The following is a 24,385-nucleotide window of genomic DNA, read 5'->3' as shown; positions in this document are numbered from 1 at the left end:
TCCTTGCAATCCGAGCGGGATATATGATGAATCCTGATAGAAGGCGAGGCAAGAGATGGACCGAGACGTGCTGGTCATCGACGATTCAGTCGACCGTCAGGTGTATGAAAGGGGCCTCAACCCAGCATACAGCTACACACTGGCCGAGACAGTGGACGACATCGCCCCCTCGTTTGCTCGGTCGGAGGTCGTCGTCTACGACCACGGACGGCCGGGGATGGCGTTTCCAGAACTGAAACAGACGGTACGAGACATCGGTGGGTCGTACTGCGTGCTCGTCGTGACCGGGGCGGAGCCGACGCTGGAACTCCTGTCGCTCCCGTGTACCGATTACCTTCGGAAACCGGTCGACGGGGCGGCGCTCGGGCAGGCAGTCGAGCGGGCGATGGGGCTCTCGGACGGTGACCTCCGGGAGGCGATATCACTGACGCGAAAAGTACACGTGCTTGATTCGGCCCAGTCAGGCAGCGAACTCGAACAGAGTCGGGCGGTCCACGACGCACGTCGGCGACTCCGCGAACTTGCAAGGCCGGAGGTTCTGTGTGAGATTGAGCGGATTGACGCCGATATCCTCTCTACCCACCTCGACCTGATACGGGGCGCTACTGACGAGCGGCAGGCACCGCGGGCCGACGGCGGAGAGACCGGCGGGAGCCGTCTGGAAAGCGTGGATATCAGTCCCTGGAAGTTCCGGGAGGCAGTCGAGAGCGCTGGCCATGCCGTCGTGTTCACCGACCGAGACGGGGTTATCGAGTACGTCAATCCGGCGTTCGAGGAGCTGACCGGGTACGCCGAATCGGAGGTTATCGGTCACACGCCGCGGGTCCTCAATTCGGGTGAACACGACGACGCCTTCTACGAGCGCCTGTGGGACACCATCGATGCTGGCGATGTCTGGCGGGGTGAACTGGTGAACGAGCGCCCCGACGGTGAGCGCTACGTCATCGAGCAGACGATTGCGCCGCTTCCACGCGGCGGCGAGCCGCGCGGCTACGTCGCTATCAACACGGATATCACCCAAAAGCGGCAGCGTGAGGAGAAAATAGAGGCGCTACACGAGGCGACACGGGACCTGCTCGGCGCTGACAGCCCGTCGACGGTTGCCGCCGAAGTCGGCGCGGCCATCGAATCGATTCTGGAGTTCCGCATCAACGTGATCCGCGTCCATCGGGACGGGCAACTCCAGCCTGTGCACGTCAACGACAAGGCCGAGGAGTTGCTAGCGGAGCGGCCGACATACGACGTCGGCGAGGGGTTCCCCGGCGAAGCCTTCGAGGAACAGCAGGCAAGCGTCTACACGGATATCCGTGACCACGACGGCGGCACAGCGCTTGAGCCGGTCGTCTCGTGGCTGTACGTCCCAATCAGCGAGTACGGCATCATCAGCGTGGGACAGACGGACCCGGATGCGTTCGATGAGACCGACCTGAACCTCGTCCAGATTATTGCGAGCAACGCGGAAGTCGCCCTGCAACGCCTGCAAAAAGAGCGGGAGCTACAGCGGGAGAACGACCGGCTCGAACAGTTCGCAAGCACCGTTTCACACGACCTTCGGAACCCGCTACAGGTCGCCAAGGGGACGCTGAGCCAGCTCGACGACAGCACTGCCGGGGTCGACCGGCTGCGGCAGGCCCACGAGCGGATGGAAGAAGTCATCGAGGGCGTGTTGACGCTGACACGGCAGGGGAACCGCGTCGAAGACCCGTCACCGGTCGACCTCGGTGCGGTCGCGCGTTCCTGTTGGACCCACGTGAGTTCCTGTGACACGGAACTGGTCGTCGAGGCGGACAGCCTCGTTGTTTCCGGGGACGACGCCCGCCTCAAACACCTCTTCGAAAACCTGTTTCGCAACGCCGTCACACACGGGCAGGCGTCGATCATCCGGGTCGGACCACTCGACAGCGGGTTTTACGTCGCCGACGACGGGGTCGGCATCCCGGAGGAGGAGCGAAACAGCATCTTCGACAACGGCTACACGACGAGTGCCGACGGGACGGGGCTCGGCCTGACAATCGTCGGGGAAATCGCGAGCGCACACGACTGGGACGTGTCCGTAACCGAAAGCGGGACCGGCGGTGCCCGCTTTGAGTTCGTCGCCGCCACCCAGTACAGGGATGAGTGATCCGGATGCCACGCGCTTCAGGGCGCTGTTCGAGCACACCGACGATGCTGTCGCCGAGGTCAAGTTCATCGACGACAAGCCGATAATCCGGGCGGTAAATCCGGCGTTCGTCGAACTGTTCGGTGTCGACAGCGAGCAAATACGCGGGGAACCACTGACCGAGCACGTCCTGGGAATCGAACGGGACGGCTGGAAAGCGTCCGACGGAGCGCCAGGCGACCCCCACCCACAGCAGGGCACCGTCACGGGACAGACAGTCGAGGGCCCCCGGCAGTTGTCCTGTCGAGTCGTTCCGACGACAGCGAACCGAGCGCTGACGATATACACTGACCTGACCGAGAGACAACGGCGAGAGCAACACCATCAGGTGCTCCACCGTGTGCTACGGCACAACCTCAGGAACAAGCTCGTGCCGCTGCTCGACGGGACAGAGACGCTGGCGGCGGAGCTGTCGGGCGACCTCGGGGCGCAGGCATCCCTGATGGCGACGGCGGCAAGCGAACTGGCCGAACTGAGCGAGATGGCCGGGAAGATAGAGTACGTGATGGGCGCGGCCGCGACGACGGCGTCACGGACCGACCTCGTCGAGAGCGTGCGGTCAGTCCTCGACCGGTACGACGCCGCGACAGTTGACCTCGCTGTCGAGGACTCCGAGACGGTGACCGTCGCCGTCGACGACCGGCTTGAAATAGCGCTGACACAGCTCGTGGAAAACGGAATCAAACACACCGACGGAGAGCCGGAGCTGTCAGTCACGGTGCGGTGCGAGCGGACGGTGGCGGTGGTCGAAGTCAGCGACAACGGCCCGGGATTGCCCGAACACGAGCGGGCGGTGTTGTTCGGCGACAGGCCGATAACGCAGCTCAGACACAGCACCGGACTGGGACTGTGGCTGACGAAGTGGATACTGGACTGTCACGGCGGAGAACTCGCCTACGACAGGCACGACGGGCGAACGACGCTCACGCTCCAGATTCCGCTCGCTGCGGAGTTCGGTGTCGGCGACAACGACCGACGCCGGACCTCTCAGGGCGACTGACGAGCGCGTGACAGCCGTCCGACGGGTGTTTTTGCCCGTGGCGCTCCTGTCTCGGGTATGGCCTCGTCCCGCGATTCAGCGCCGTCGTTCGACTCCGGGGACCGGTCGGGGACCCCGTTACTGTCGCCCCGACAGACACCCAGTACGATCTATCAGATACAGATCGCGCTGTTGCGCTCACAGGTGGCCACGCTGGAAACCGCGCTCGAACAGGAACGCGAACATCGGCAGGCCGTCGTCGACCGGTACGAGCGCCTTCTCCACGGGGAATAACCCGGAACTGGCTGTCAGAAAATTCCGCTGTGTTACTCGTCGCCGAGTTCGACGTAGGTCGTTTCGATGATGCGGCTATCGTCGTTGAGTCGCTCGATGATGTCCTGTGGCGGTTGTTCATCGAGGTTGTAGACGGACAGGGCCTCCCCGCCGATGGTCTCGCGGCCGTTGAACATCCCGGCGATGTTGATGTCAGCCTCGCCCAGCACGGTCCCGATGAATCCGATAGTGCCGGGCTCGTCGCGGTTGCGGACGACCAGCATGTGTCCGTGGGGGACGGCCTCGATACGGTGGTCGTCGATACGGACGATTCGGGGCTCCTCGCCGCCGAACTGGGTCCCACAGACGGAGACGGATTCCTCGCCGTCGGAGACGGTGACGGTGATGAGGCTCTGGTAGTCTTCGGAGGTTCGGGTTTTGGACTCAGTCACGTCGATGCCACGGTCCTTGGCTATCTGCGGGGCGTTGACGGCGTTGACTTGCAGGTCCGAGGGCGCGAACACACCCTTCAGCGCGCTGGCGGTGACGTACTCTACGTCTTCCTCAGCGATGTCACCAGCGTAGGTGACCTGCACTTCGGACATGTGGCCGCCGAACAGCTGGACCGCGATGCGACCGGCAGTGTCGGCGAGGTCGAGGTACGGTCCGACCTGTTTGAACGTCGCCTCGTCCAGCGACGGCGCGTTCAGAGCGTTGGCAACGGGCTGGCCGTTGGCCGCAGCGATAATCTGGTCGGCCGTGGAGGTGGCGACGTTCTCCTGTGCGGCCTCCGTCGACGCGCCCAGATGGGGCGTGACAATGATGTCATCGACATCGAGGAGTGGGCTGTCGTCTGGCAGCGGTTCCTCGCCGAACACGTCCAGTGCAGCGCCTTTCAGAACGCCGTCCTCAACGGCTTCGGCAAGGGCCGGCTCGTCGATGATGCCGCCGCGGGCACAGTTGACGACGTAGCCGCCGTCGAGCAGGGCGAGTTCGTCCTCGCCGATCATGTTCTCGGTCTCGGGGGTCAGTGGCGTGTGGATCGTGATGAAGTCGGACTTGGCGAGGCAGTCCTCAAGATCATCGACCAGTTCCGCGCCGAACTGGTCGGCGCGCTCCTGACTGATGTAGGGGTCGAACGTGACGATATCCATGCCGAGGCCGCCCAGCCGTTTGGCGACCTGCTGGCCGACGCGGCCGAAGCCGACGACGCCGAGCGTCTTGTTGTTGACTTCCGTGCCGAGGAACTCGCCTTTGGCCCATTCGCCGCTTTTCAGGCGGTCGTGGGCCTGTGGGATGGACCGGGCAGTGGCAAACGCCATTGCGACAGAGTGTTCTGCAGCGGCACGGACGTTGCCTTCGGGGGCGTTAGCAACGATGACGCCGTGGTCGGTGGCGGCGTCGATGTCGATGTTGTCCACGCCGATGCCGGCTCGGCCGACGATGATGAGGTCGGGCGCGGCCGCAAACACTTCTTCAGTGACTTCGGTGCCCGAGCGGACGATGAGCGCGTTCGCGTCGGCCACCGCATCGAGGAGTGCGTCGCCCTCGACCTCGTAGGCTGTTTCGACATCGTGGCCCGCCTCACGGAGTCGCGTGAGACCGGCGTCAGCGATAGGGTCCGTAACGAGTACCTTCATACCGAATCGAACTTACTGGGGCGGCATAACGCTTGTTTTCTCCGTCCGCGCAAATGCGTACGGGGACTCGGTGGGGAGCAGCAACGCCGCTAACGCAGTACCGTCTCGGGCAGAGCCACTGAAAAAACGAACCGACAGACAACACCTATCGCCAGGCCGGGAGCGAGGCAGCGTCTGCGAGCGGGGTTGTGAGATAGGCGTCGTCTCGGGTCACGTCAGCGAGGATAAACTGGTCCGTTGGACCCTCTTCGACGGACGCCATGATGTCTCCGTCCGCAGCCATCTCGACCGGAACGACAGTATCCGACTCCATGCATGATAATATGTAACAACCCTATAAAAATTTAGCGAAACCCATAGAGGGGGACAGTATGACTCAGGTCCAGCTGTCTGACAATAGTTCGACTCCTGTCAATATTGGGATAAAGCAGTGCATGAGCCGATACACAGAGGGCCTTATACATCAACCATCAGCACCTGTATCCTGTATTCTGTTCAAACACAGATACGAGACGCCGATATGGCAGAAGACGTAGTTGTTCTCGAGGCAGTACGGGCTCTCGGTTTCCGAGATGCCGCCTGCACGGTCGTCGGCGATAGCCGATGGCCGCCGAGCGTGCCACCTAAATATCGAAAACGGACGGATGTTAAGGACTTAGTAGATGCGGGAAGGAAGTTCTGGCAGTATGAACGTCGCAGACGCTATGACGCCACGCTCGGAGGTCGTCACGGTCACCGTGCCTGGCACCCGTGATGACGCACTGGAGTACCTCCAGGAGCAGGCCTTCTCGTCGGTCCCGGTTATCAAGGAAACCGACGAGGGCGAGGAGTTCAGAGGGATTATTTCACGCGATGCGCTCATCGAGAGCCCCGACGAGGACCAGCTGGCCCTGCTTGTCGAGGAAGTCCCGGCGATCAGCGGGGACACATCTATCGAGGCCGCCGCACAGGTGATGGTCGAGGACGGCGAGCGACGCCTCCCCATCGTCGACGGCCAGCTCAAAGGAATCATCACAGTGACCGACGTGATTCGGTCCATCGCCAACGGCGACGTCGACGGCGACCAGATCGTCGGCGACCTCGCCAACCGAGACATCAACTGCGTGTACGAGGATACGCCGCTGACCGTTGCCGAACGGGAGCTCTCCCACGCGAACGTCCCCTACGGCGTCGTGCTCGGCGATGACGGCGACATGTCGGGGATGCTCACAGAGGTCGACATCATCGCGGTCGCCCGCGTTGTCGAGGGCGAGGACGACACCGGCGACTCCATCGCCAATCAGGACGACGACTGGGCCTGGGAAGGCATCAAAGCCGTCGGCGGACGGTACATGCCCACCCGCAACGTCGAACTTCCGGCCGAATCCGTCCGCGAGTTCATGACCGGCGATGTCGTAACAGTGAACAAGCGTCGCACCGCCGAGGAGGCGGCACAGCTGATGATCGAACACGACATCGAGCAGATCCCGCTGCTGTCTGGTGACGAACTCACCGGCATCGTACGGGACATCGACCTGCTGCGAGGCCTATGAGCGAAGGCGAACGCCTCACCGAGCTGGCCAAGCGTCGCGGCTTCTACTTCCCCTCATCGAGCGCCTACGGCGGCGCGGCGGGCTTCTGGACCTACGGGCCACAGGGCGCTGCCCTGAAATCGAACATCGAGGACGCCTGGCGGGACCGCTACGTCGTCAAGGAAGGCCATCAAGAGATCTCCGCTCCCGACGTGATGCCTGAACCCGTCTTTGAAGCGTCAGGACACCTCGACGGCTTCGACGACATGATCGTCGAGTGCGGCGAGTGCGGCGCGACCCACCGCGCGGACCACCTCGTCGAGGACAACACGGACATCGAGGAAGCCGAATCCCTCCCCAACGAGGAAGTGATGGACCTCATTGCCGAGCACGGGGTCGAATGTCCCTCCTGTCACGCGTCCCTGGCCGACCAGCCGGTCGACAATTTCAACCTGATGTTCGAAACCAACATCGGGCCGGGGTCGTCGTCGCCGGGCTATCTCCGCCCGGAGACTGCACAGGGCATCTTCGTGGAATTCCCGCAACTCTCCGAGTACGCCCGGAATCAGCTTCCCTTCGGCGTCGCCCAGATCGGGAAAGCCTACCGGAACGAGATCTCCCCGCGGAAGTCGCTGGTCCGCGTCCGGGAGTTCACGCAGGCCGAACTGGAGCACTTCATCGACCCCGAGGAGGACGAGCCGCCGCTGGCTGACGTGGCGGACGTGACGCTGCCGCTGTACTCCGCCGCGGCACAGCAGTCCGAGGACGGCGGCCAGCGCGAACTTACGGTCCGCGAGGCCGTCGACGAGGGCGTCGTCGAGAGCGAGTGGGTCGCCTACTATCTGGGCGTCTCCAGAGAGTGGTACGAGCGCATCGGCGTGGATATGGACCGATTCCGCTACCGCCAGCACCTCGCCGGGGAACGGGCCCACTACGCCTCCGACTGCTGGGACGCCGAGAGCGAGGTCGACGGCGACTGGATCGAGATCACCGGCTTCGCCTACCGGGGCGACTACGACCTCTCGAAACACGCCGAACACTCCGGCGAGGACTACACGGTGTTCAAGCAGTACGACGAGCCGATTACTGTCGAGCGCGCCACCGTCGACCCTGACATGAGCTACCTCGGGCCGGAGTTCGGTGGGTCAGCCGGCGCGGTCGCCGACGCACTCGAAGCGCTAGCCGAGCGGAACCCGGACGCCTTCGATGCTGACGAGGTTACTGTCGAGGTCGACGGCGAGTCCCACACCATCCCCGTCGACAAGACGAACTTCAGCGTCGACGAGGTTACCGAGAACGGCGAACACATCCGCCCACACGTCGTCGAACCCTCGTTCGGCGTGGGCCGGATCATCTACACCGTCCTCGCACATTCCTACAAGACAGACGAGGTCGACGGCGAGGAGCGAACCTACCTCGACCTCCCGCCGGAGCAGGCCCCGACGACAGTTGGCGTCTTCCCGCTGATGGACAAAGACGGGATGGCTGACCTCGCCACCGATATCGCCGACGACCTCCGGGCCGCCGGTCTCTCGGTCACCTACGACGACTCCGGGGCCATCGGGCGGCGCTACCGCCGACAGGACGAAGTGGGGACGCCCTACTGCGTGACTGTGGACTACGAGAGCCTCGAAGACCGCGAGGTTACGGTGCGCGAACGCGACACGACCGAGCAGAAGCGCCTTCCCATCGACGGGCTCGCCGACCGGCTCGAACGGCTGGCAAGTGGCGAGCTCACCTTCGCCGACCTGTAGATGGCCGACGAGGTCTCCCGGCGGCTCGTCCACGTCACCGGTGCGACGGTCCCGCTCGCGCATCTGCTCCGGCCGGACCTGCTTACGTGGCGCGTCGTCCAGGGATTCCTGGCCGTGGCGCTGGTCGTCGTGTGTGTGCTCGAAGCGGTGCGGCTGACGACCGGGCTGGACTGGGTGGTGTACGACCGGCTCACCCGGGAGTACGAGCAGGACAACCCCGCCGGCTACGCGCTGTACATCGTCGGGATCGCCATCGTCGCCTTCGCCGTCGAACTCCCAAGTATGACCGAGACGATTGCCGTCCCAGCGATGCTGATGCTTGCCGTCGGCGACCCCATCAGCGGGCTACTGGGTTCCAGCGATGCCAGCAACATCAAACAGGCCTGGGTCCTGCTGGTGATGTTTGGCGTCTGCACACTGCTCGCCGCGCCTTTTGTGCCCCCCGCCGCGGCCATCCTTGGTGGCGTCGCGGCGACGTTCGCCGACGGGGTCAAGCCACAAGTCGCCGGCTACGTCATCGACGACAACTTCTCGATTCCGGTGCTCGGCGCACTGGCGATGTGGGTCGGCGTCCAGTACCTGCCCGGAATCGGCCTGTAATCCTCGCTGTTTACTTTCACCGCGGTATCTGAACCCTTAACCACTGGCGGGACGAACGCGTGGGTAATGGCGACCACCGACGCCGGTGGCGAGCACGTCGAGCGCCCGCTGGTGACGCCGGAGTTCCTGGAGAACCGCCGCTACCAGACTGAACTGGCGGCGACGGCGAGCGGAGACCACACGCTCGTCTGTCTGCCGACCGGACTGGGCAAGACGACCGTCTCGCTGCTGGTGACTGCTGAGCGACTCGACGCCGTCGGCGGGAAAGCGCTCATGCTGGCCCCGACGAAGCCGCTGGTCCAGCAACACGCCGAGTTCTACCGCGAAGCGCTGGAACTGGACGACCAAGATGTGGTCGTGTTCACCGGTGAGGTCCGACCCGACGACCGGGCTGCCCTCTGGGAGGACGCCCGTATCGTCATCGCGACGCCGCAGGTCGTCGAGAACGACCTCGTCGGCAACCGCATCTCCCTCGCCGACGTGACCCACTGCACCTTCGACGAGTGCCACCGGGCGACCGGCGACTACGCCTACAACTACATCGCCGACCGCTACCACGCCGACGCCGAGAACCCGCTGGTGACGGGGATGAGCGCCTCCCCCGGCGACGACGAGGAGGCAATACTCGAAGTGTGCGAGAACCTCGGTCTGTCCGAGGTGGCCGTGATGACCGAAAACGACGCCGACGTGGCCGAGTACACCCACGACACCAGCGTCGACTGGAACCGCATCGAACTGCCCGATATCGTCGTGGAAATCCGCGACGCAATCAACGAAGTCATCAAAGACCGCCTGTCGCAGTTGAAAGAACTCGGCGTCACGAACAAGTCCTCGGCGGACATCTCCGAACGAGAAATCCAGCAGATTCAGGGCCAGCTTCGGGACCTGATGAACAACGACCAGAGCGAGGGGTACCAGGGGATGAGCTTTCTCGCGGAGGTCCGCAAGCTCCGGACCGCCGTCACGTACGTCGAGACCCAGAGCGTCGAGTCCCTGCGGCGGTACTTCGAGCGGCTGAAGGAGGCCGCCCGCTCCTCGGGCGCGTCGAAGGCCGACCAGCGCCTCGTCAGCGAGCCGAAAGTCCGCGAGGCGATGCGGAAGGCCAGCGACTACGACGACCTGCATCCGAAATTCCGCCAGACCCGGATGTTGCTCGCGGAGACGCTCGGTATCGAGAACGGCGAGCGTGTCATCGTCTTCACGGAATCCCGCGATACAGCTGAGACACTCGTTGACTTTCTCTCGGATCACTTCACGACCCAGAAGTTCGTCGGCCAGAGCGACACCGACGGGAGCGAAGGGATGACACAGAGCCAGCAACAGGAGACCCTTGACCGGTTCCGGGACGGCGAGTTCGAGGTACTCGTCTCCACCTCCGTCGCCGAGGAGGGGCTGGACGTGCCGGAGGTGGATCTGGTGCTGTTCTACGAGCCGGTCCCGACCGCGATTCGGGCCATCCAGCGGAAGGGTCGGACCGGCCGACAGGCCGAGGGCCGCGTCGTCGTCCTGCTGGCCGAGGACACCCGCGACGAGGCGTACTTCTGGAAGGCCCGCAACGACCAGAAGCGGATGAAACGCGAGCTGAACGAACTCAAAAGCGTCGCCGGCGAACTGGAGGCCCGCCTCGACCAGACCGGTCTCGACGAGTACGAGGACACCAAGGGGACCGCTTCGAGTGGAACTGGCGACGGTGAAACCACTAGACAGAGCGGTGGTTCCACTGGAAACGGGAGGGGTAGCGGAGCTAACAAGTCAGCCGAGGATGACGATGGCAGTGACGGTCAGGCTGGCCTGGACGCCTTCGCGGACGACCGGTCGGAAGCGGCCGATGCCGATGCGGGAGCGGCCGAAGGCGACAGCGAAGCGGCGTCGGTCGACGAGGGGGACACCGCGACAGCGGACGGTGGAGAGAGCACCGGGACGGCGGACGAGGAGGGGAACGCCGGAACAGGGGACGATGAAGGAACGGTCGCCACCGCCGGCCGCGACAACGAGGACGACCCCGTCGAAATCGTCGCCGACCAGCGCGAACTCGACTCGAACATCGCCCGGGACCTCTCGACGCGGGACGGTATCGAGACCCGACTCGAAACGCTGGCCGTCGGCGACTACGTTCTCTCGGACCGCGTGGTCGTCGAGCGCAAGACCGTCGCTGACTTCATGGACACGCTGACCGGCGGCGACCGGTCGATGTTCGAACAGGTCGGGGACGCCACGCGCAACTACGGTCGGCCCGTCGTCGTCATCGAGGGGGAGGACCTCTTCGGCGCGCGCAACGTCCACCACAAGGCGATTCAGGGCGCGCTCGCGTCGCTGGCGGTCGATTTCGGCGCGAGCGTGTTGCGGACCAGCGACGAGGACGAGACCGCCGACCTGCTGGAAGTCATCGCCGGGCGGGAGCAGGAGACCGCCGACCGCGAGGTGAGCGTCCACGGCGAGAAACAGTCGAAGACGCTGCCCGAACAACAGGAGTACGTCGTGGCCGCAATCGCCGAAGTCGGACCGGTGACCGCGCGCACGCTACTGGAGTCCTTCGGGAGCGTCGAAGCGGTGATGACCGCCGACAAAGACGACCTGCTGGAGGTATCCGGCATCGGCGATGTAACAGCCGACCGGATTCGGGAAGTCATCGCCAGCGACTACGAACCCTAGAACCGCGCTGCATCCAGCGCTTCCGCCGCTTCTCGGGCCGCCTGCAGATGCTCGCGGGCCTCGCGTGGGTTCTCGGTCGCCGCGGCGCGCTCGGCGAAGCGGTGAACTGTTTCAGCCAGTAACGCAGACGCCGCATCCAGATTTGCCGCAACGTCACCGGTCCCGCCTTCGGATGGCGTTGGCTGTCGAGCGGAAACGGGGGGGTTCTGTGACGGTGTCCCACGCGGCTGGCCGTTCGAAGTCTGGCCGCTAGGCTCCGACGAAACACCTGTTCGAGCAGTCTGTGACGCTGGCTCCGAGTGGTCGGACTGCCGAGTCGACTGAGCACCCCCCGCTTCAGGTGGAGCGGTCGAGTCGTCCGTCGTGTCCGGCGCACTCGCAGCCGCCTCGTCACCATCGCCGAACTGGACGCGGGCCTCGTCGCTGGGGTCGGCAACCTCGATCTGGTCACCGTCGTCGGTCTGGCCCTCCTGTTCGTCAGCATCCGACGGGTCCGCCCCGCTGGCCTGTGTATCGCGAGCGACCGGCTTCTGGCAGGTGGGGCAGAACTCCTGACCGTCGTGGCGGAAGATGGGGTCGCCACACTCGCTGCAGTGGGCGTTCGTCATCGTCGCGCCCTTCAACAGGAGTTCGCTCATTTGCTCGGTCGCCGCCCGGTTGTCCTCCTCTTGCTCGAACTTCTCGCGGAGTTTCTCGCGTTCGGCTTCCTTGTCGAAGTCGCTCATACGAGTCACAACGCCACGGGGCTGAAAACAGTTTACGGGTGCGAGATGTCGATACCGCCTGAACGATATCCGTCGGAATTGGGGTTTCGACACGTTTAACGTTCGCGCCCGAGCCTTTGCGAATGGTATGACAAAGGTAAGCGTAGTCGGCGCAGCCGGAACGGTCGGCGCAGCCGCAGGGTACAACATCGCGCTCCGTGACATCGCTGACGAGGTCGTCTTCGTGGACATCCCGGACAAGGAAGACGACACGGTCGGGCAGGCCGCTGACACGAACCACGGCATCGCCTACGATTCGAACACGCGCGTCCGCCAGGGCGGCTACGAGGATACTGCCGGCTCAGACGTGGTAGTCATCACGGCCGGGATTCCTCGCCAGCCCGGCCAGACACGTATCGACCTCGCGGGCGACAACGCGCCCATCATGGAGGACATCCAGTCCTCACTGGACGAACACAACGACGACTACATCTCGCTGACCACCTCGAACCCCGTCGACCTGCTCAACCGCCACCTCTACGAAGCCGGCGACCGCTCGCGCGAGCAGGTCATCGGCTTCGGCGGCCGACTGGACTCCGCGCGGTTCCGTTACGTCCTGAGCGAGGAGTTCGACGCCCCGGTTCAGAACGTCGAAGGAACGATCCTCGGGGAACACGGCGACGCACAGGTTCCCGTGTTCTCGAAGGTCCGCGTTGACGGCACCGACCCCGAATTCAGCGGGGACGAGAAAGAGCAGCTGCTCGGCGACCTGCAGGAATCGGCGATGGACGTCATCGAGCGCAAGGGCGCGACCGAGTGGGGGCCAGCCCGCGGTGTCGCACATATGGTCGAAGCCATCCTCCACGACACCGGTGAAGTACTGCCGGCTTCGGTCAAGCTAGAGGGTGAGTTCGGGCACGAGGACACTGCCTTCGGTGTCCCGGTCCGTCTCGGGAGCAACGGCGTCGAAGAGATCGTCGAGTGGGATCTTGACGACTACGAGCAGGACCTGATGGCCGACGCTGCCGAGAAGCTCTCGGACCAGTACGACAAAATCTCGTAACCAGATATTACTCGCGGTCGGCAGGGTCCGGGACGGCACTCGTCCCGAATATTATTTTGCCTCGCCAGCGGTGTGAAGACGCGGCTGTCACTGCGAGGAGCGCTCTCTGACAAACAGTGGCCGTTACGCGGGCTCGTCCTGCTCGTCAAGCAAGTCGCTATCGCGTCCGTCGTCATCGATATCAGCACCGAGGAGTGATGCCCACTCTTCGAGGTGTGAGTCCGATGTCGAGAGTTCTCGGTGGTTCATGGCGTTATCCGAAGCATCCACGGCATATTATATAATGGTTGTGCCCGCATTGATACATAATGCTGTATGCAGCGGTTCTACGGGGTAATCCGGGATTGGCGAATCACAAAAAGCGCCGAGAAGAGCGTGACAATCACTCGGAGCGGATGGTTTCCGGGACCTGAATGGAGTAGTGCCCGTCTTCCTGCAGTGCGATGATGTACTCCTCGCGGTCGTACAGTTCCATCAGGTTCAGTTCGTACTGGCCGGGTTCCAGTACCTTGATCGACTCGAACTGGTCGTTGAGTTCCGCGCGCAGTTCCTCCAGATCGGGACGGTCCTCCCGGTCTGGTTCCGCCGGTGGGTCGGGGTCTGCACCGACAGGGCGGAACTGGTGTTCAGATTCAGACGCAGACGGCGCGTCGGATGGGAGTTCGTCTGGCTCGACAATATCACCGCGGGCACTGGCCTGGGCTGAATCCTCAGCCGCAGACGCACGGTCGGGTTCGGTCGACGGCGAGCCGGGCGTGTGGGATGGGTCACTCGGCTGTGCATCAGCCGACCGGTCGGCGTCGAGATGGGACTGCTCGGCGGGACGGTCCCCGTCCGTAGTGGAGCCACTGACGAAGTCGCGCACCGAGGCGGCGGTCTTGCCGACGGTACGGGCGACAGTGCTGTCAGGTCCCGGTGGTTCCGGTGGCTCCGCATCCGGCGTCTCGGAGATGTCGGCCCCCTCGGGCTGATACTGGAACTTGTTCCCGCCGCAGTTGGGACAGCCCGAGAGCATCTCCTTCGACCCGTCGTCGAAGCCACGGCCACAGTCCGTGCACTGATGGGGCATTATTTCCGAGAGACGAGGGCGCTGATGAGCGTTTCGTCCTTGTGGAGCGTCTCTATCTGGTTCGCCGGCCCGATGACCGTCAGCTTCTGGGTCGACTGTTTGCCCATCAGCCGGTCGAGGATGCTGGCGTCGGCAGCCTCGGACTTTGGATAGGTCTCTATCTCGATGCCGTTGAACTCATCGGGGCTGATTTCGGTCATCGTCACTTCGATAAGTCGGGACTCCTCGTCGGGGGAGAGTCCCTCTTCGAGGATGACGATGTTACCGTCACGAACCCCGTCGAGAATCATTCGAATCTTCTCCATCGAGGCCAGCCCCGCCATCCGTTCGCCGCTGATGAGGTCGATCTGGACGCCGTCGTCTGGGTCTTTGACTTCTGCCATTATATCACCCGAAGTACTCCGCGATTTTGTCGTAGACCTCGTCCATGTTGTCCCCTTCGAGCGCGGACAGCGGAATGGTCTCGTGCTGGGGGTAGGCGTTTCGGATGCGCTGGACGGAGGACTCCTCCAGGTCGATTTTGTTCGCGAGTATCAACACCGGCAGGTCCTGACTCTCGATGATGCCGATGAGCATGGTGTTGACCTGCGTGAACGGGTCCGTCGCGGAGTCTAGCACGTAAATGACGCCGTCGACGTCCTCGCGGAGCCAGTGCATCGCTTCGGCGACGCCCTCAGTCGCTTCGCGGGAGCGACGAACGGCGTCGTCTTTCTCCATGTCGTGTTCGAGGAACTCGGTGTAATCGACTTTCGTCGTCACGCCCGGCGTGTCGACGATATCGATTGTCACTTTCTTCCCGTCGCGTTCGATTTCAACGTTCTCCTTTCGGCGCGCACGACGAGTCTCGTGGGGAACGTGACTCTCCGGGCCGACGGCGTCGCCGGTCCAGTCTCGTGCAATGCGGTTCGCCAACGTCGTCTTGCCGGCGTTCGGCGGGCCGTAGATTCCGATACGCTTCGGATCCTCTTCGGAGAACAGTGTCGATGCCGCACGTGAAATGCTATCTTTGAGGTTTGTTAACAATCCCATCCTATCCTCCCGCCGCCCGGAGTCGTCCGGTATGGCGGCTCTGCCCGTAAAAGATAGGCGTATTCACTTAAGCCTACGTCAGACATGAGTTTTCTTTTTGACATGAGGAGGCATATCATGGCATAGACCAGCGTGCGGGCGTTGCTACGGGTGTGGAACGGTTGGCGGGGAGTTGTTCGGGTGGAGTCCGGTCATCCGAAACCAGACAATTTAGATTTGGGTGCCCCATCCTAGCCCCCCACCCCTTCGTTTCAAGTGGAACGCCATGCACCCCTGGGGAGGGGTGGGAGAATCGCCGGTCGAATCGGGAGTGCACCAGTTGTTCAGAGCAGCGCGATTCGTGACTTCACTAGCTAGAGCGGCCTAGACACTAGAAAACTGTACACTGACCCCTACTAGCTATTTGTTTTATCTAGTGCGGCTTTGGTTTATATGATATCGTATTAAGTCTTTCCCCTTTCTAGAAGACACCATCGTCCTCCCCACCCCCTCCCCCCGGGCCTGTTTCCTGTTCCACCGGAAACGAAGGGGTGGGGGGGTTGGCCTGTTGCAGTCGGTTTCCGCTGCAAGTGCCGGTTTATGATGCACCCTGCGCATATTCATACAGCGTACTCGCTCTTGGAACTGCGCCACCGCTCCCGTTCCTATCCAATCACTCTCCCGCTGCATCATGTCCATCCGACCTCGGTGAGACTGAAGCTATAGTCCTCTTTAGGACAACAGTACCCACCCGACAGAAACAATCAATATAACAACATATATCTTTCATGGGTGGTGTACCGAAATATTTAATATCGATTCACGGTACGGTTCATGTGGTTCAACTGGACGCACCGGAGAGCGCTGATGCTCACTAATAACGGTACTGACGCACTCCTCGCTCTCTCTGTTCCGGTGTCTCCAACTCGCTCCACACGAAACGAAGGGGACCCTCTTGATCGACTATGACTGACGAAAGCAACAATCCGGCCCCGGCATCCGATCCGTCGACAACAGAGACGTCGAACGATGCTGACGGGTCCGACGGACAACTCGACGCCGAAACGGACCCTGGGACATCGACCGGGCCGTCAGATCTCGATGATGTTATTCTTGACAATCTTGATGCTGGGTCTGACGACCCCTCCGACGAGGCGTCCCGTGGCCTGTTCGATGACCTTCTCGAAGGGGAACCCATTTTCGAGAACAAGGAGGTCCTTCGCCCCTCGTACACGCCGCACAAACTTCCCCACCGCGAGGAGCAGATCAACAACATGGCGACGATTCTCGTCACTGCCTTGCGCGGTGATACACCGTCGAACATCCTCATCTATGGCAAGACGGGGACGGGGAAAACCGCGTCCGCGAAGTTCGTCAGCGAGGAACTCGAAACGACCTCACAAAAATACGAGGTCCCCTGTGAAGTCGAGTATATCAACTGCGAGGTGACCGACACCCAGTACCGCGTGCTGGCGCAGCTCGCGAACAAGTTCATCGACAAGAACGCCCAGCTCATCGACGACCGCATCGCCGAACTCGAGGAGCTTCAATCACAGGCACGCGAGAACACGGCTGCACTCGAAGAGACGGCGTTTGGCTCCCTCGACAATGTCGAAGCCGAAATCGAATCGTTGGAAGCTGACAAGTCGGAGTTCGAGGAAGTTCCGATGACGGGGTGGCCGACGGACCGTGTCTACAGCTCCTTTTTCGACGCCGTCGACTATCACGAGCGCGTGGTCGTCATCATGCTCGACGAAATTGACAAACTCGTCGAGAAAAGCGGCGACGACACCCTGTATAACCTCTCCCGGATGAACTCCGAACTGGAGAACTCTCGCGTCTCGATTATGGGCATCTCGAACGACCTGAAGTTCACCGATTTCCTCGACCCTCGGGTCAAGTCAAGTCTCGGCGAAGAGGAAATCGTCTTCCCGCCCTACGACGCGAACCAGCTTCGGGACATTCTTCAGGCACGCTCGGACGTCGCGTTCAAAGGCGACGCGCTCACCGAGGATGTTATCCCGCTGTGTGCGGCCTTCGCCGCACAGGAACACGGCGACGCGCGCCGCGCGCTTGATCTCCTTCGGACGGCCGGCGAACTTGCTGAACGGGACCAGACGGACAACGTCCTCGAAGACCACGTTCGTCAGGCTCAGGAGAAGATCGAACTCGACCGTGTTGTGGAGGTCGTCCGGACGCTCCCAACGCAGTCGAAGATTGTCCTCTTCGCTATCATCCTCCTCGAAAAGAACGGTGTCCACAACATCAACACCGGCGAGGTGTTCAATATTTACAAGAACCTCTGTGAAGAGATCGACGCCGATATTCTGACACAGCGCCGCGTCACTGACCTCATCTCCGAACTGGATATGCTCGGCATCGTCAACGCTGTCGTCGTCTCGAAGGGCCGCTACGGCCGGACGAAAGAAATCTCGCTGTCAGTTCCAACCGAAGAGACGGAGGCGGTGCTTCTGTCTGATTCGCGACTCGGCGATATCGACGATGTCCAGCCGTTCGTTCAGGCCCGGTTCGACAACTAATCTGCGTGTTTTACGATCTCCATAGTACTCGCTGTTCCAGGTGAAACAGTCCCCTTTGAGTGAGACGAGCTACCCGGATGCCGTCGCGTTCACGGCTGCCGTCTCTGCTTCGTTTGTCACCGCTAGTCCTGTTTCGTTCGCTCCCACATCAGTCGCGCCGGCCTGGTTCCACTGGAGTCGGACCTGCCCCAGCAATGGAACTCGCATCTCTGCGGTCCCGACGACCCACCCGGGCTTGACTGGTTCGCTGATGGGGCTGGAACCGACCTGGTCGTACCGGCCGTTGTTGTCACCCTTGGTGATGAAGCCGGCGTGGTCGGCCGGACAGGAGGTGAGCTCGTCACAGCTGTCCGCACTCCCGATGTAGTCTTGGTTCGCCCGGTCGTACCAGTTCTCGTCCGCTTCAACCCACAGCATCGCCCGGTGGATGATCGGCGTCTGTCGACTGTTGCCGTCGGGTTCGTATACGATAACGTCGCCCGGACGCTGGAACGCTCGATAGCTGTCGTCGTTCGCTGCGGTGACGACACCCTCGTGGTCACCCGGGCCGGAGAACCGGTCCTCTTCCATCACGAACACGAGGTCTCCTTCCTTGATATGGGGGTCCATGCTTGGGCTTTCGATAGCGACGAGTGGGGGCCACACACCACTAACGGCGAACAGTAACACCCCGACAAGCAGGACTGAGCCGGCGCTACTGACGATATCGGTCACGTACATCATCCCTCCCGGCCTCTCGGTTTCGTCTCCGTCCGACGACCGATGGTCTGACCCGGCCATTCGTACCACGAATACTCGGAGGCGGCCAATCAACTTTCTGTTGTTGGACCGAACACTACCGTCCGATTTGGTCAGCTCGCCGCCGGCGCTGAAACATCTCCGACCGGCATCGACACTGATGTGTGCCATAGCTGGGACGGTTGGACCCGAACGTACCCGAGACGTGGGATCCGGAAGATCCCGGTTCCAATGACCCACTCCGGCCGGACAACGGTACTCGCTCCGGTGACCTGATCGTATTTACTGTTGGTCACTTTGTTGTCACCTTTCGTGATAAAGCCAGCATGCGGCGCCGGACAGTTCCGAAGCTCGTCGCAACTGTCCGCGTTCCCGACGTACTCTCGGTTCGCGCGGTCGTACCAGTTCTCACCGGCATCAACCCACAGCATCGACCGGTGGATGATCGGCGTTCGCTGCTCGTTACCGTTGGGTTCGAAGACGATGACGTCACCGGGCTGTTGAAAGGTCTGATACCCGGTTTCGGCTCCGGCCGCTGCCGTTACAACGCCGTGACGGTCCTCCTGCCCCGAGAAGCGTTCTGCGTCCATGACAAAGACCATATCGCCGGTGTCGATGTGTGGCTCCATGCTTCCGCTTTCGATGGCGACGAGCGGCGGCCACACCCCACTGACGGCAAACAGGAACCCGCCGACAAGCAGGACTGCCCCGACACTCGTCCCGATGTCACGGACGTACAGGCCAAAACGAAACGAAGGGCTGGCGTCCACAGACTCGTCTGTCCCGCCTGAAGGCGTGCTGTTGGTCGATTCGTCCCGGCCCATCCTACCTCGGATTGCCGACAGCGGGGTATCAATCTTGTGACGGCTGTCGGTCCGCTATCCTTTTGCCCACAGACACGGAGTGTGGAACGTGCCTCTGGAGACGCCGGCACGCATCGTCAGCGAACTCGCGAGCCGCGGCTACAACGCGGAACGTGAGGCAGTGACTCGGATCGCTGACACGCGGGACCCGTCGACGACGCTGGAACGCGCACTCGAAACCCTCCCTGATGAAGCGCTGAAGCTGACAACCGACCACGTCGAATCTGTGGTTGAAGCGATAGAAAATGGTGAGGGAACGTCAAATACCGAACCAGACCGCGGAAACGAAACAACCGGCGCTCCGACTCAATCACACCCCTCCGTTTCAACTGGAACTGACGCAGCCTCGTCGACCGAACCGGGTGCGTCCGCTCCACCTGAAACGGGGGGGTCACGGGATGTGGACACATCCCTCCGAGCTATCGACGTCGCAAACGATATGACCGGCCAGTCCACTGGGACCGGGGAGTACTCGGACTTCGTCGCGGTGTTCCGGGACCGCTACGAGAAACTGGCGGGCAAACTGCGCGGCAGAGTGAACCACCGGCCGACCGACGCCATCGAGAACATGGGCGGTGGCAGCGACGCGGCGCTGATCGGCATGGTCTCTGACATCCGCTCGACAGCCAGCGGTCACTGGCTGGTCGAACTGGAAGACACGAACGGGACATTCCCCTGCCTGGTGATGAAAGACCGCCCTATCGCCGACCTCGTCCAGCAGTTGCTCATGGACGAGGTTATCGCCGTTGAGGGGACGCTGGCCGACGATGCTGGCATCCTGTTCGTGGACTCGCTGTATTTCCCGGATGTGCCCCGAACGCACAGCCCCTCGACCGCTGACCGTCACGTTCAGGCGGCGCTCATCTCCGATGTCCACGTCGGCAGCCAGGAGTTCATGGAGGACGCCTGGCACCGCTTCACGGACTGGCTCCACACGCCGGAGGCCGAGCACGTCGAATACCTGCTCATCGCCGGCGACATGGTCGAAGGCGTCGGCATCTATCCCGAGCAGGACAAGGAACTGGACATCATCGACATCTACGACCAGTACCGCGCGTTCTCGGAGTACCTCAAGGAAGTCCCGGCGGACATGGAAATCCGGATGATTCCGGGCAACCACGACGCCGTTCGGCTGGCCGAGCCCCAGCCCGGCTTCGACGAGGAACTCCGGGACATCATGAGTGCCCACGACGCGCAGGTCCACTCTAACCCCTCGCTGGTCACTGTCGAGGGCGTCACAGTGCTGATGTACCACGGCGTCTCGCTCGACGAGGTCATCGCCGAACTCCCGGACGAGGAAGCCAGCTACGAGGAACCACACAGGGCGATGTACCAGCTCCTGAAGAAGCGCCACGTCGCGCCGCAGTACGGCGGCCACACCCGACTCGCCCCCGAGGACCGCGATTATCTGGTGATGGAGGAGGTGCCCGACGTGTTCCACACCGGCCACGTCCACAAGCTCGGCTGGGGCGAGTACCACAATGTTGTTGCGCTGAACTCCGGCTGCTGGCAGGCCCAGACTGAATTCCAGAAAAGTGTCAACATCGACCCTGACGCCGGTTTCGCACCGATTTTGGACCTTGATACGCTCTCGATGACGGTCCGGAAGTTTACCTAACCACCTTTTTCCACGGGGGCCTCGCGCTCGCCGGGGCCGAGCGCTCAACCCCCGTACAAAAACGTGGGCGAAAAAGGCCGGACGCTCACTCCGTTCGCGTCCGGTGAAACCGGTCGCCAGGCGACCGGTATGCTAACCGCCCGGCACGACCGCAGGCCTGCCCTTCCCCGGGTCGCTTCGGGTGCGACAGTTGTCGCACCACTCGCTCCCGGCCGTCCGCCTGTTTGTACGTTGTCTCGACAGCACCGCTCAGATTGTACCCTGTCGACCCATGGCCGAACCCATTCGGCATTAGTGCGAAGAATCACCGGTATCTCGTAGCAGTGGCGGGGCTGACCGGTGTGGCTGTTATTAAGACCCGTCCGGTGGAAGCGGGGTGTATGAGTGACGACCAAGACCACGGATTCGAAACCGACGCGCTGCACGTCGGACAGGAAGAGCCAGACGCCGAGGCCCGTTCTCGCGCGCCGCCACTGTATCAGACCACCTCATACGTCTTCGAAGACGCCGAAGACGCGGCAAAGCAGTTCGCACTGGAAAAGCCGGGCCACATCTACTCGCGGCTGATGAACCCCACCGTCGGCATGCTACAGGAGCGGCTGGCGGCGCTGGAGGGCGGCGTCGGCGCGGTCGCCACCGCCTCCGGGATGGCGTCGCTGAACCTCGCAACCTTCCTGCTCGCGGACGTCGGCGACAACGTCGTCACGGCGTCGTCGCTGTACGGCGGCACCTACACCTACTACACCCACACCGCGCCGCGCAACGGTGTCGAGACGCGGTTCGTCGACACGCTCGACTACGATGCCTACGCCGAGGCTATCGACGAGAACACGGCCTACGTCCACTGTGAGACCATCGGCAACCCGTCGCTGGTCACACCGGACTTCGAGCGCCTCGCCGAAATCGCCCACGACCACGGCGTCCCCTTCTTCGTCGACAACACCTTCGCAACACCGTATCTCTGCAACCCAATCGAACACGGGGCCGACCTCGTCTGGAACTCCACGACGAAGTGGATTCACGGCCACGGCACCACCGTCGGCGGCGTTCTCGTCGACGGTGGCTCTTTCCCGTGGGAGGAACACGCCGACAAGTACCCCGAAATCGCCGGCGACAACCCAGCCTACCACGGCGTCAACTTCCGCGAGCGATTCGAGGACGCGGCCTTCACCTATGCCGCCATCGCCCGCGGTCTCCGCGATCTGGGCTGCCAGCAGTCCCCCTTCGATGCCTGGCAGACGATGCAGGGTCTGGAGACGCTGCCCGCACGGATGGACCGCCACTGCGACAATGCGATGGGCGTCGCCGAGTTCCTCGCGGACCACCCCGAAGTCTCGTGGGTCACCTACCCTGGCCTCGAAGACCACGAAACGCACGACACCGCCAGCAAGTACCTTGACGGCGGCTACGGCGGCATGATAACGTTCGGCCTCGACGCGGGCTACGACGCCGCCCGAACGACCGTCGAATCGACGGAAATCGCCTCTCTGCTGGCAAACGTCGGCGACGCGAAGACGCTCATCATCCATCCGGCCTCGACCACCCACCAGCAACTCACTGACGAGGAAAAGGCCGCCGCCGGCGTCACCAACGACATGGTCCGTCTCTCCGTCGGTACCGAGTCTGTCGAGGACATCAAAGCTGACCTCGATCAGGCTATCGGCCGGGCGACCAACTAACCAAAGATACTGTATTTTGCGGAGCGTTTCTGGACGTGCGTACCACTGTTCTGCAATAATTCACCTGTTCATTAGGCTTATTACGGGAGAGGCTAATGTATTCAATGAACCGTCGCCGATAGCGAGCACGCGTCGGTTCACGCTCAACCATACTCTGTCATTGGTCCGACAACGACTGCTCGCATCCGTGGGGAGCGTGCCACTCCCTCGTTCAACCTTTCAACCGTCGTATAACGATGAGAATACTTAGTAGCGACTTCTATGTCCGAACACGAAGGTGTCGCTACAGGATTTCTTCGGCTTCCAGCAGGTCGTACAGTTCGTCCATTGTCTCGACCGACGTGTCACACGACGGTGCGACGGCCGGTTTCGGGTCGAAGCCGATAGCCAGATTCGCGACTTCGAGCATCGGCAGGTCATTGGCCCCGTCGCCGACGGCGACAGTCGTGTCCCGGTCTTCTCCAGTAACGGCGGTCACGACCTCCATTGCGTCGTCTTTGGTGCCGGAGATGAGCGGTCCGCGAACTTCGCCGGTCAGCTTTCCGTCTTCCACTGGCAGTCGGTTGGCGACGATGGCGTCGACCTCGACCCCCTCCGTTTCGAGTGCAGCTTCCACGCCGCGCTCGAACCCGCCGGTAAGGATAGCGACGTAGACGCCGGCGTTCCGCAAGGCTTCGATGACTTCCGCCGCGCCGGGGCGCAGGGCGACCTCGTCGAAGGCCGCTTGGGCCTGCTCGTCCGGGAGGTCCTCCAACAACGCACACCGCTGACGGAGGCTTTCGGCGTACTCGATTTCGTTGTTCATCGCGCGCTCGGTGATGTCGGCCATGTCCTCGGCCGTCCCGTTCTGGCTCCCGAGCAGGACTGTCATCTCCGAATCGGAGAGTGTCCCGTCGAAGTCGAAGGCGACTAGCATTACCCGTCCGTTTCGCGTGGAGGGTTTCAAACTATCCGGTTTCCAGCCGACCAACTGGGGTTTATTTTTGTGTATTCCCTGCTACTGTCCCCGTATGGAGCACGTCTCCGTCGACGAAATCGAACCACAGGCGATGGGTGGCGACGTTGACCGGCGTGGGCTTGCGGACCCGCTGGGAACGACGGACGTCGCAATCAACCGGTATGTTCTGGACCCTGGCGAGGCCTTCTCGGGCGGATTACACGCACACCTCGATCAAGAAGAAGTGTTCTACGTCGTTGCGGGCACCGCCACCTTCGAACACCGGACTGACCCCGCCGGTGAAAGTGAGATGGTCACCGTTGGTCCCGACGAAGTCGTCCGGTTCGCGCCCGGAGAGTATCAGCAGGGCCGGAACGAAAGCGACGACCGGGTGGTCGCGTTGGCACTCGGTGCGCCCATGAACTCGACAGAAGGCCGCGTTGCACAGCCCTGCCCTGACTGTGACAGCGATGTCCTCGCGCTGGAACCAGCTGACGAGGGTTTCCTGCTTGTCTGCCCTGACTGTGGCACCGAAGTTGAACCGGACCTCTAGCGGCTCGTAGTCGTAACCGAGCGTTAGAACCAACTGTAACAGT

23 protein-coding genes are annotated in these 24,385 nt (G+C 62.5%); 12 read left to right on the top strand and 11 right to left on the bottom strand.

The features are described 5' to 3' along the window. The first annotated feature begins 55 nt into the window (after positions 1 to 55). The 3 genes from G9C82_RS09300 to G9C82_RS09290 are packed head-to-tail and all read left to right on the top strand — an operon-like array spanning position 56 to position 3,434. Positions 56 to 2,122, top strand: a complete 2,067-nt coding sequence (locus tag G9C82_RS09300) for a PAS domain-containing sensor histidine kinase (RefSeq protein WP_127013944.1) — start codon at positions 56 to 58, stop codon at positions 2,120 to 2,122. Further along, complete coding sequence (locus G9C82_RS09295) at positions 2,115 to 3,161, top strand: PAS domain-containing sensor histidine kinase (protein ID WP_011224377.1); 1,047 nt, start codon at positions 2,115 to 2,117, stop codon at positions 3,159 to 3,161. The genes G9C82_RS09300 and G9C82_RS09295 overlap by 8 nt, the downstream gene beginning before the upstream one ends. Positions 3,162 to 3,218: 57 nt before the next feature. Then, entirely contained in the window at positions 3,219 to 3,434 is a 216-nt protein-coding gene (locus tag G9C82_RS09290) for a hypothetical protein (protein WP_127013943.1), read from the top strand. Between the two features lie 32 nt (positions 3,435 to 3,466). Here the strand turns inward: G9C82_RS09290 and serA are convergent, their stop codons facing one another. Together serA and G9C82_RS09280 are read right to left on the bottom strand one after the other, a co-directional pair. Continuing rightward, positions 3,467 to 5,053 (bottom strand): phosphoglycerate dehydrogenase, encoded by a 1,587-nt coding sequence (serA, locus tag G9C82_RS09285; RefSeq protein WP_004959922.1) that lies wholly within the window; start codon positions 5,051 to 5,053, stop codon positions 3,467 to 3,469. Positions 5,054 to 5,198: 145 nt separating this feature from the next. Continuing rightward, on the bottom strand, positions 5,199 to 5,366 hold the full coding sequence (locus tag G9C82_RS09280) for a hypothetical protein (RefSeq protein WP_164734753.1): 168 nt from the start codon (positions 5,364 to 5,366) through the stop codon (positions 5,199 to 5,201). A gap of 373 nt (positions 5,367 to 5,739) precedes the next feature. Here G9C82_RS09280 and G9C82_RS09275 point away from each other — a divergent pair, with 373 nt between their 5' ends. From G9C82_RS09275 to G9C82_RS09260, 4 genes are all read left to right on the top strand, one after another. Further along, a complete protein-coding gene (locus G9C82_RS09275) occupies positions 5,740 to 6,585 on the top strand; it encodes a CBS domain-containing protein (protein ID WP_127013942.1) in 846 nt (281 codons plus the stop codon). Beyond that, positions 6,582 to 8,318 (top strand): glycine--tRNA ligase, encoded by a 1,737-nt coding sequence (gene glyS / locus G9C82_RS09270; protein ID WP_127013941.1) that lies wholly within the window; start codon positions 6,582 to 6,584, stop codon positions 8,316 to 8,318. Before G9C82_RS09275 ends, glyS begins: the two co-directional genes overlap by 4 nt. Beyond that, positions 8,319 to 8,918 carry a dolichol kinase gene (locus G9C82_RS09265; protein ID WP_127013940.1) on the top strand — a complete coding sequence of 200 codons (600 nt, stop codon included), beginning with the start codon at positions 8,319 to 8,321 and terminating at the stop codon, positions 8,916 to 8,918. 66 nt (positions 8,919 to 8,984) lie between these two features. Further along, positions 8,985 to 11,570 carry a DEAD/DEAH box helicase gene (locus tag G9C82_RS09260; RefSeq protein WP_127013939.1) on the top strand — a complete coding sequence of 862 codons (2,586 nt, stop codon included), beginning with the start codon at positions 8,985 to 8,987 and terminating at the stop codon, positions 11,568 to 11,570. Here G9C82_RS09260 and G9C82_RS09255 read toward each other — a convergent pair. Then, a complete protein-coding gene (locus G9C82_RS09255) occupies positions 11,567 to 12,295 on the bottom strand; it encodes an Sjogren's syndrome/scleroderma autoantigen 1 family protein (protein WP_127013938.1) in 729 nt (242 codons plus the stop codon). The two genes, G9C82_RS09260 and G9C82_RS09255, sit on opposite strands and share 4 nt — an antisense overlap. A 127-nt stretch (positions 12,296 to 12,422) precedes the next feature. On the opposite strand from G9C82_RS09255, the gene mdh reads away from it, so the two are divergent. Beyond that, complete coding sequence (gene mdh, locus G9C82_RS09250) at positions 12,423 to 13,337, top strand: malate dehydrogenase (RefSeq protein WP_004959949.1); 915 nt, start codon at positions 12,423 to 12,425, stop codon at positions 13,335 to 13,337. Between the two features lie 123 nt (positions 13,338 to 13,460). Here the strand turns inward: mdh and G9C82_RS20895 are convergent, their stop codons facing one another. From G9C82_RS20895 to G9C82_RS09235, 4 genes are all read right to left on the bottom strand, one after another. Continuing rightward, positions 13,461 to 13,586 carry a hypothetical protein gene (locus tag G9C82_RS20895; RefSeq protein ID WP_004959952.1) on the bottom strand — a complete coding sequence of 42 codons (126 nt, stop codon included), beginning with the start codon at positions 13,584 to 13,586 and terminating at the stop codon, positions 13,461 to 13,463. Positions 13,587 to 13,719: 133 nt separating this feature from the next. Further along, on the bottom strand, positions 13,720 to 14,406 hold the full coding sequence (locus G9C82_RS09245; protein WP_127013937.1) for a Zn-ribbon containing protein: 687 nt from the start codon (positions 14,404 to 14,406) through the stop codon (positions 13,720 to 13,722). Beyond that, positions 14,406 to 14,789 carry a DUF2073 domain-containing protein gene (locus G9C82_RS09240; protein WP_004517591.1) on the bottom strand — a complete coding sequence of 128 codons (384 nt, stop codon included), beginning with the start codon at positions 14,787 to 14,789 and terminating at the stop codon, positions 14,406 to 14,408. The genes G9C82_RS09245 and G9C82_RS09240 overlap by 1 nt, the downstream gene beginning before the upstream one ends. 4 nt (positions 14,790 to 14,793) lie before the next feature. Beyond that, positions 14,794 to 15,435, bottom strand: coding sequence for an Era-like GTP-binding protein (locus G9C82_RS09235; protein WP_004590329.1), 642 nt, complete (start codon positions 15,433 to 15,435; stop codon positions 14,794 to 14,796). Positions 15,436 to 16,379: 944 nt separating this feature from the next. On the opposite strand from G9C82_RS09235, the gene G9C82_RS09230 reads away from it, so the two are divergent. Continuing rightward, positions 16,380 to 17,954: a Cdc6/Cdc18 family protein gene (locus G9C82_RS09230; RefSeq protein ID WP_004959959.1), complete on the top strand. Its 1,575-nt coding sequence runs from the start codon at positions 16,380 to 16,382 to the stop codon at positions 17,952 to 17,954. Between the two features lie 69 nt (positions 17,955 to 18,023). On the opposite strand, the gene G9C82_RS09225 is transcribed toward G9C82_RS09230, so the two are convergent. Then, positions 18,024 to 18,677 carry a S26 family signal peptidase gene (locus G9C82_RS09225; protein WP_004959962.1) on the bottom strand — a complete coding sequence of 218 codons (654 nt, stop codon included), beginning with the start codon at positions 18,675 to 18,677 and terminating at the stop codon, positions 18,024 to 18,026. A 128-nt stretch (positions 18,678 to 18,805) separates the two neighbouring features. Continuing rightward, positions 18,806 to 19,516 (bottom strand): S26 family signal peptidase, encoded by a 711-nt coding sequence (locus tag G9C82_RS09220; RefSeq protein WP_011224385.1) that lies wholly within the window; start codon positions 19,514 to 19,516, stop codon positions 18,806 to 18,808. A gap of 88 nt (positions 19,517 to 19,604) precedes the next feature. Here G9C82_RS09220 and G9C82_RS09215 point away from each other — a divergent pair, with 88 nt between their 5' ends. Continuing rightward, entirely contained in the window at positions 19,605 to 21,173 is a 1,569-nt protein-coding gene (locus tag G9C82_RS09215; protein WP_127013936.1) for a DNA-directed DNA polymerase II small subunit, read from the top strand. An 85-nt stretch (positions 21,174 to 21,258) separates the two neighbouring features. Here the strand turns inward: G9C82_RS09215 and G9C82_RS09210 are convergent, their stop codons facing one another. Further along, positions 21,259 to 21,465 carry a hypothetical protein gene (locus G9C82_RS09210; RefSeq protein WP_127013935.1) on the bottom strand — a complete coding sequence of 69 codons (207 nt, stop codon included), beginning with the start codon at positions 21,463 to 21,465 and terminating at the stop codon, positions 21,259 to 21,261. An 88-nt stretch (positions 21,466 to 21,553) separates the two neighbouring features. Here G9C82_RS09210 and G9C82_RS09205 point away from each other — a divergent pair, with 88 nt between their 5' ends. After that, positions 21,554 to 22,852 (top strand): O-acetylhomoserine aminocarboxypropyltransferase/cysteine synthase family protein, encoded by a 1,299-nt coding sequence (locus G9C82_RS09205; RefSeq protein WP_127013934.1) that lies wholly within the window; start codon positions 21,554 to 21,556, stop codon positions 22,850 to 22,852. A gap of 283 nt (positions 22,853 to 23,135) precedes the next feature. On the opposite strand, the gene serB is transcribed toward G9C82_RS09205, so the two are convergent. Continuing rightward, positions 23,136 to 23,768, bottom strand: coding sequence for a phosphoserine phosphatase SerB (gene serB / locus G9C82_RS09200; RefSeq protein WP_004959975.1), 633 nt, complete (start codon positions 23,766 to 23,768; stop codon positions 23,136 to 23,138). 94 nt (positions 23,769 to 23,862) lie between these two features. Here serB and G9C82_RS09195 point away from each other — a divergent pair, with 94 nt between their 5' ends. Then, positions 23,863 to 24,342 carry a cupin domain-containing protein gene (locus G9C82_RS09195; RefSeq protein ID WP_127013933.1) on the top strand — a complete coding sequence of 160 codons (480 nt, stop codon included), beginning with the start codon at positions 23,863 to 23,865 and terminating at the stop codon, positions 24,340 to 24,342. Positions 24,343 to 24,385: the final 43 nt, after the last annotated feature.

Source organism: Haloarcula sp. R1-2 (assembly GCF_011627385.1).
GTDB classification, from domain to species: Archaea; Halobacteriota; Halobacteria; order Halobacteriales; family Haloarculaceae; genus Haloarcula; species Haloarcula marismortui.
The sequence above is the reverse complement of the archived record's forward strand: the minus strand, read 5'-3'. Positions and strand labels throughout refer to the sequence as shown.

Coding starts and splice junctions, on each gene's coding strand:
- G9C82_RS09300 (WP_127013944.1), top strand. CDS start 56: ATGGACCGAGACGTGCTGGTCATCGACGATTCAGTCGACCGTCAGGTG.
- G9C82_RS09295 (WP_011224377.1), top strand. CDS start 2,115: ATGAGTGATCCGGATGCCACGCGCTTCAGGGCGCTGTTCGAGCACACC.
- G9C82_RS09290 (WP_127013943.1), top strand. CDS start 3,219: ATGGCCTCGTCCCGCGATTCAGCGCCGTCGTTCGACTCCGGGGACCGG.
- serA (WP_004959922.1), bottom strand. CDS start 5,053: ATGAAGGTACTCGTTACGGACCCTATCGCTGACGCCGGTCTCACGCGA.
- G9C82_RS09280 (WP_164734753.1), bottom strand. CDS start 5,366: ATGGAGTCGGATACTGTCGTTCCGGTCGAGATGGCTGCGGACGGAGAC.
- G9C82_RS09275 (WP_127013942.1), top strand. CDS start 5,740: ATGAACGTCGCAGACGCTATGACGCCACGCTCGGAGGTCGTCACGGTC.
- glyS (WP_127013941.1), top strand. CDS start 6,582: ATGAGCGAAGGCGAACGCCTCACCGAGCTGGCCAAGCGTCGCGGCTTC.
- G9C82_RS09265 (WP_127013940.1), top strand. CDS start 8,319: ATGGCCGACGAGGTCTCCCGGCGGCTCGTCCACGTCACCGGTGCGACG.
- G9C82_RS09260 (WP_127013939.1), top strand. CDS start 8,985: ATGGCGACCACCGACGCCGGTGGCGAGCACGTCGAGCGCCCGCTGGTG.
- G9C82_RS09255 (WP_127013938.1), bottom strand. CDS start 12,295: ATGAGCGACTTCGACAAGGAAGCCGAACGCGAGAAACTCCGCGAGAAG.
- mdh (WP_004959949.1), top strand. CDS start 12,423: ATGACAAAGGTAAGCGTAGTCGGCGCAGCCGGAACGGTCGGCGCAGCC.
- G9C82_RS20895 (WP_004959952.1), bottom strand. CDS start 13,586: ATGAACCACCGAGAACTCTCGACATCGGACTCACACCTCGAAGAGTGG.
- G9C82_RS09245 (WP_127013937.1), bottom strand. CDS start 14,406: ATGCCCCATCAGTGCACGGACTGTGGCCGTGGCTTCGACGACGGGTCG.
- G9C82_RS09240 (WP_004517591.1), bottom strand. CDS start 14,789: ATGGCAGAAGTCAAAGACCCAGACGACGGCGTCCAGATCGACCTCATC.
- G9C82_RS09235 (WP_004590329.1), bottom strand. CDS start 15,435: ATGGGATTGTTAACAAACCTCAAAGATAGCATTTCACGTGCGGCATCG.
- G9C82_RS09230 (WP_004959959.1), top strand. CDS start 16,380: ATGACTGACGAAAGCAACAATCCGGCCCCGGCATCCGATCCGTCGACA.
- G9C82_RS09225 (WP_004959962.1), bottom strand. CDS start 18,677: ATGATGTACGTGACCGATATCGTCAGTAGCGCCGGCTCAGTCCTGCTT.
- G9C82_RS09220 (WP_011224385.1), bottom strand. CDS start 19,516: ATGGGCCGGGACGAATCGACCAACAGCACGCCTTCAGGCGGGACAGAC.
- G9C82_RS09210 (WP_127013935.1), bottom strand. CDS start 21,465: ATGCCGAATGGGTTCGGCCATGGGTCGACAGGGTACAATCTGAGCGGT.
- G9C82_RS09205 (WP_127013934.1), top strand. CDS start 21,554: ATGAGTGACGACCAAGACCACGGATTCGAAACCGACGCGCTGCACGTC.
- serB (WP_004959975.1), bottom strand. CDS start 23,768: ATGCTAGTCGCCTTCGACTTCGACGGGACACTCTCCGATTCGGAGATG.
- G9C82_RS09195 (WP_127013933.1), top strand. CDS start 23,863: ATGGAGCACGTCTCCGTCGACGAAATCGAACCACAGGCGATGGGTGGC.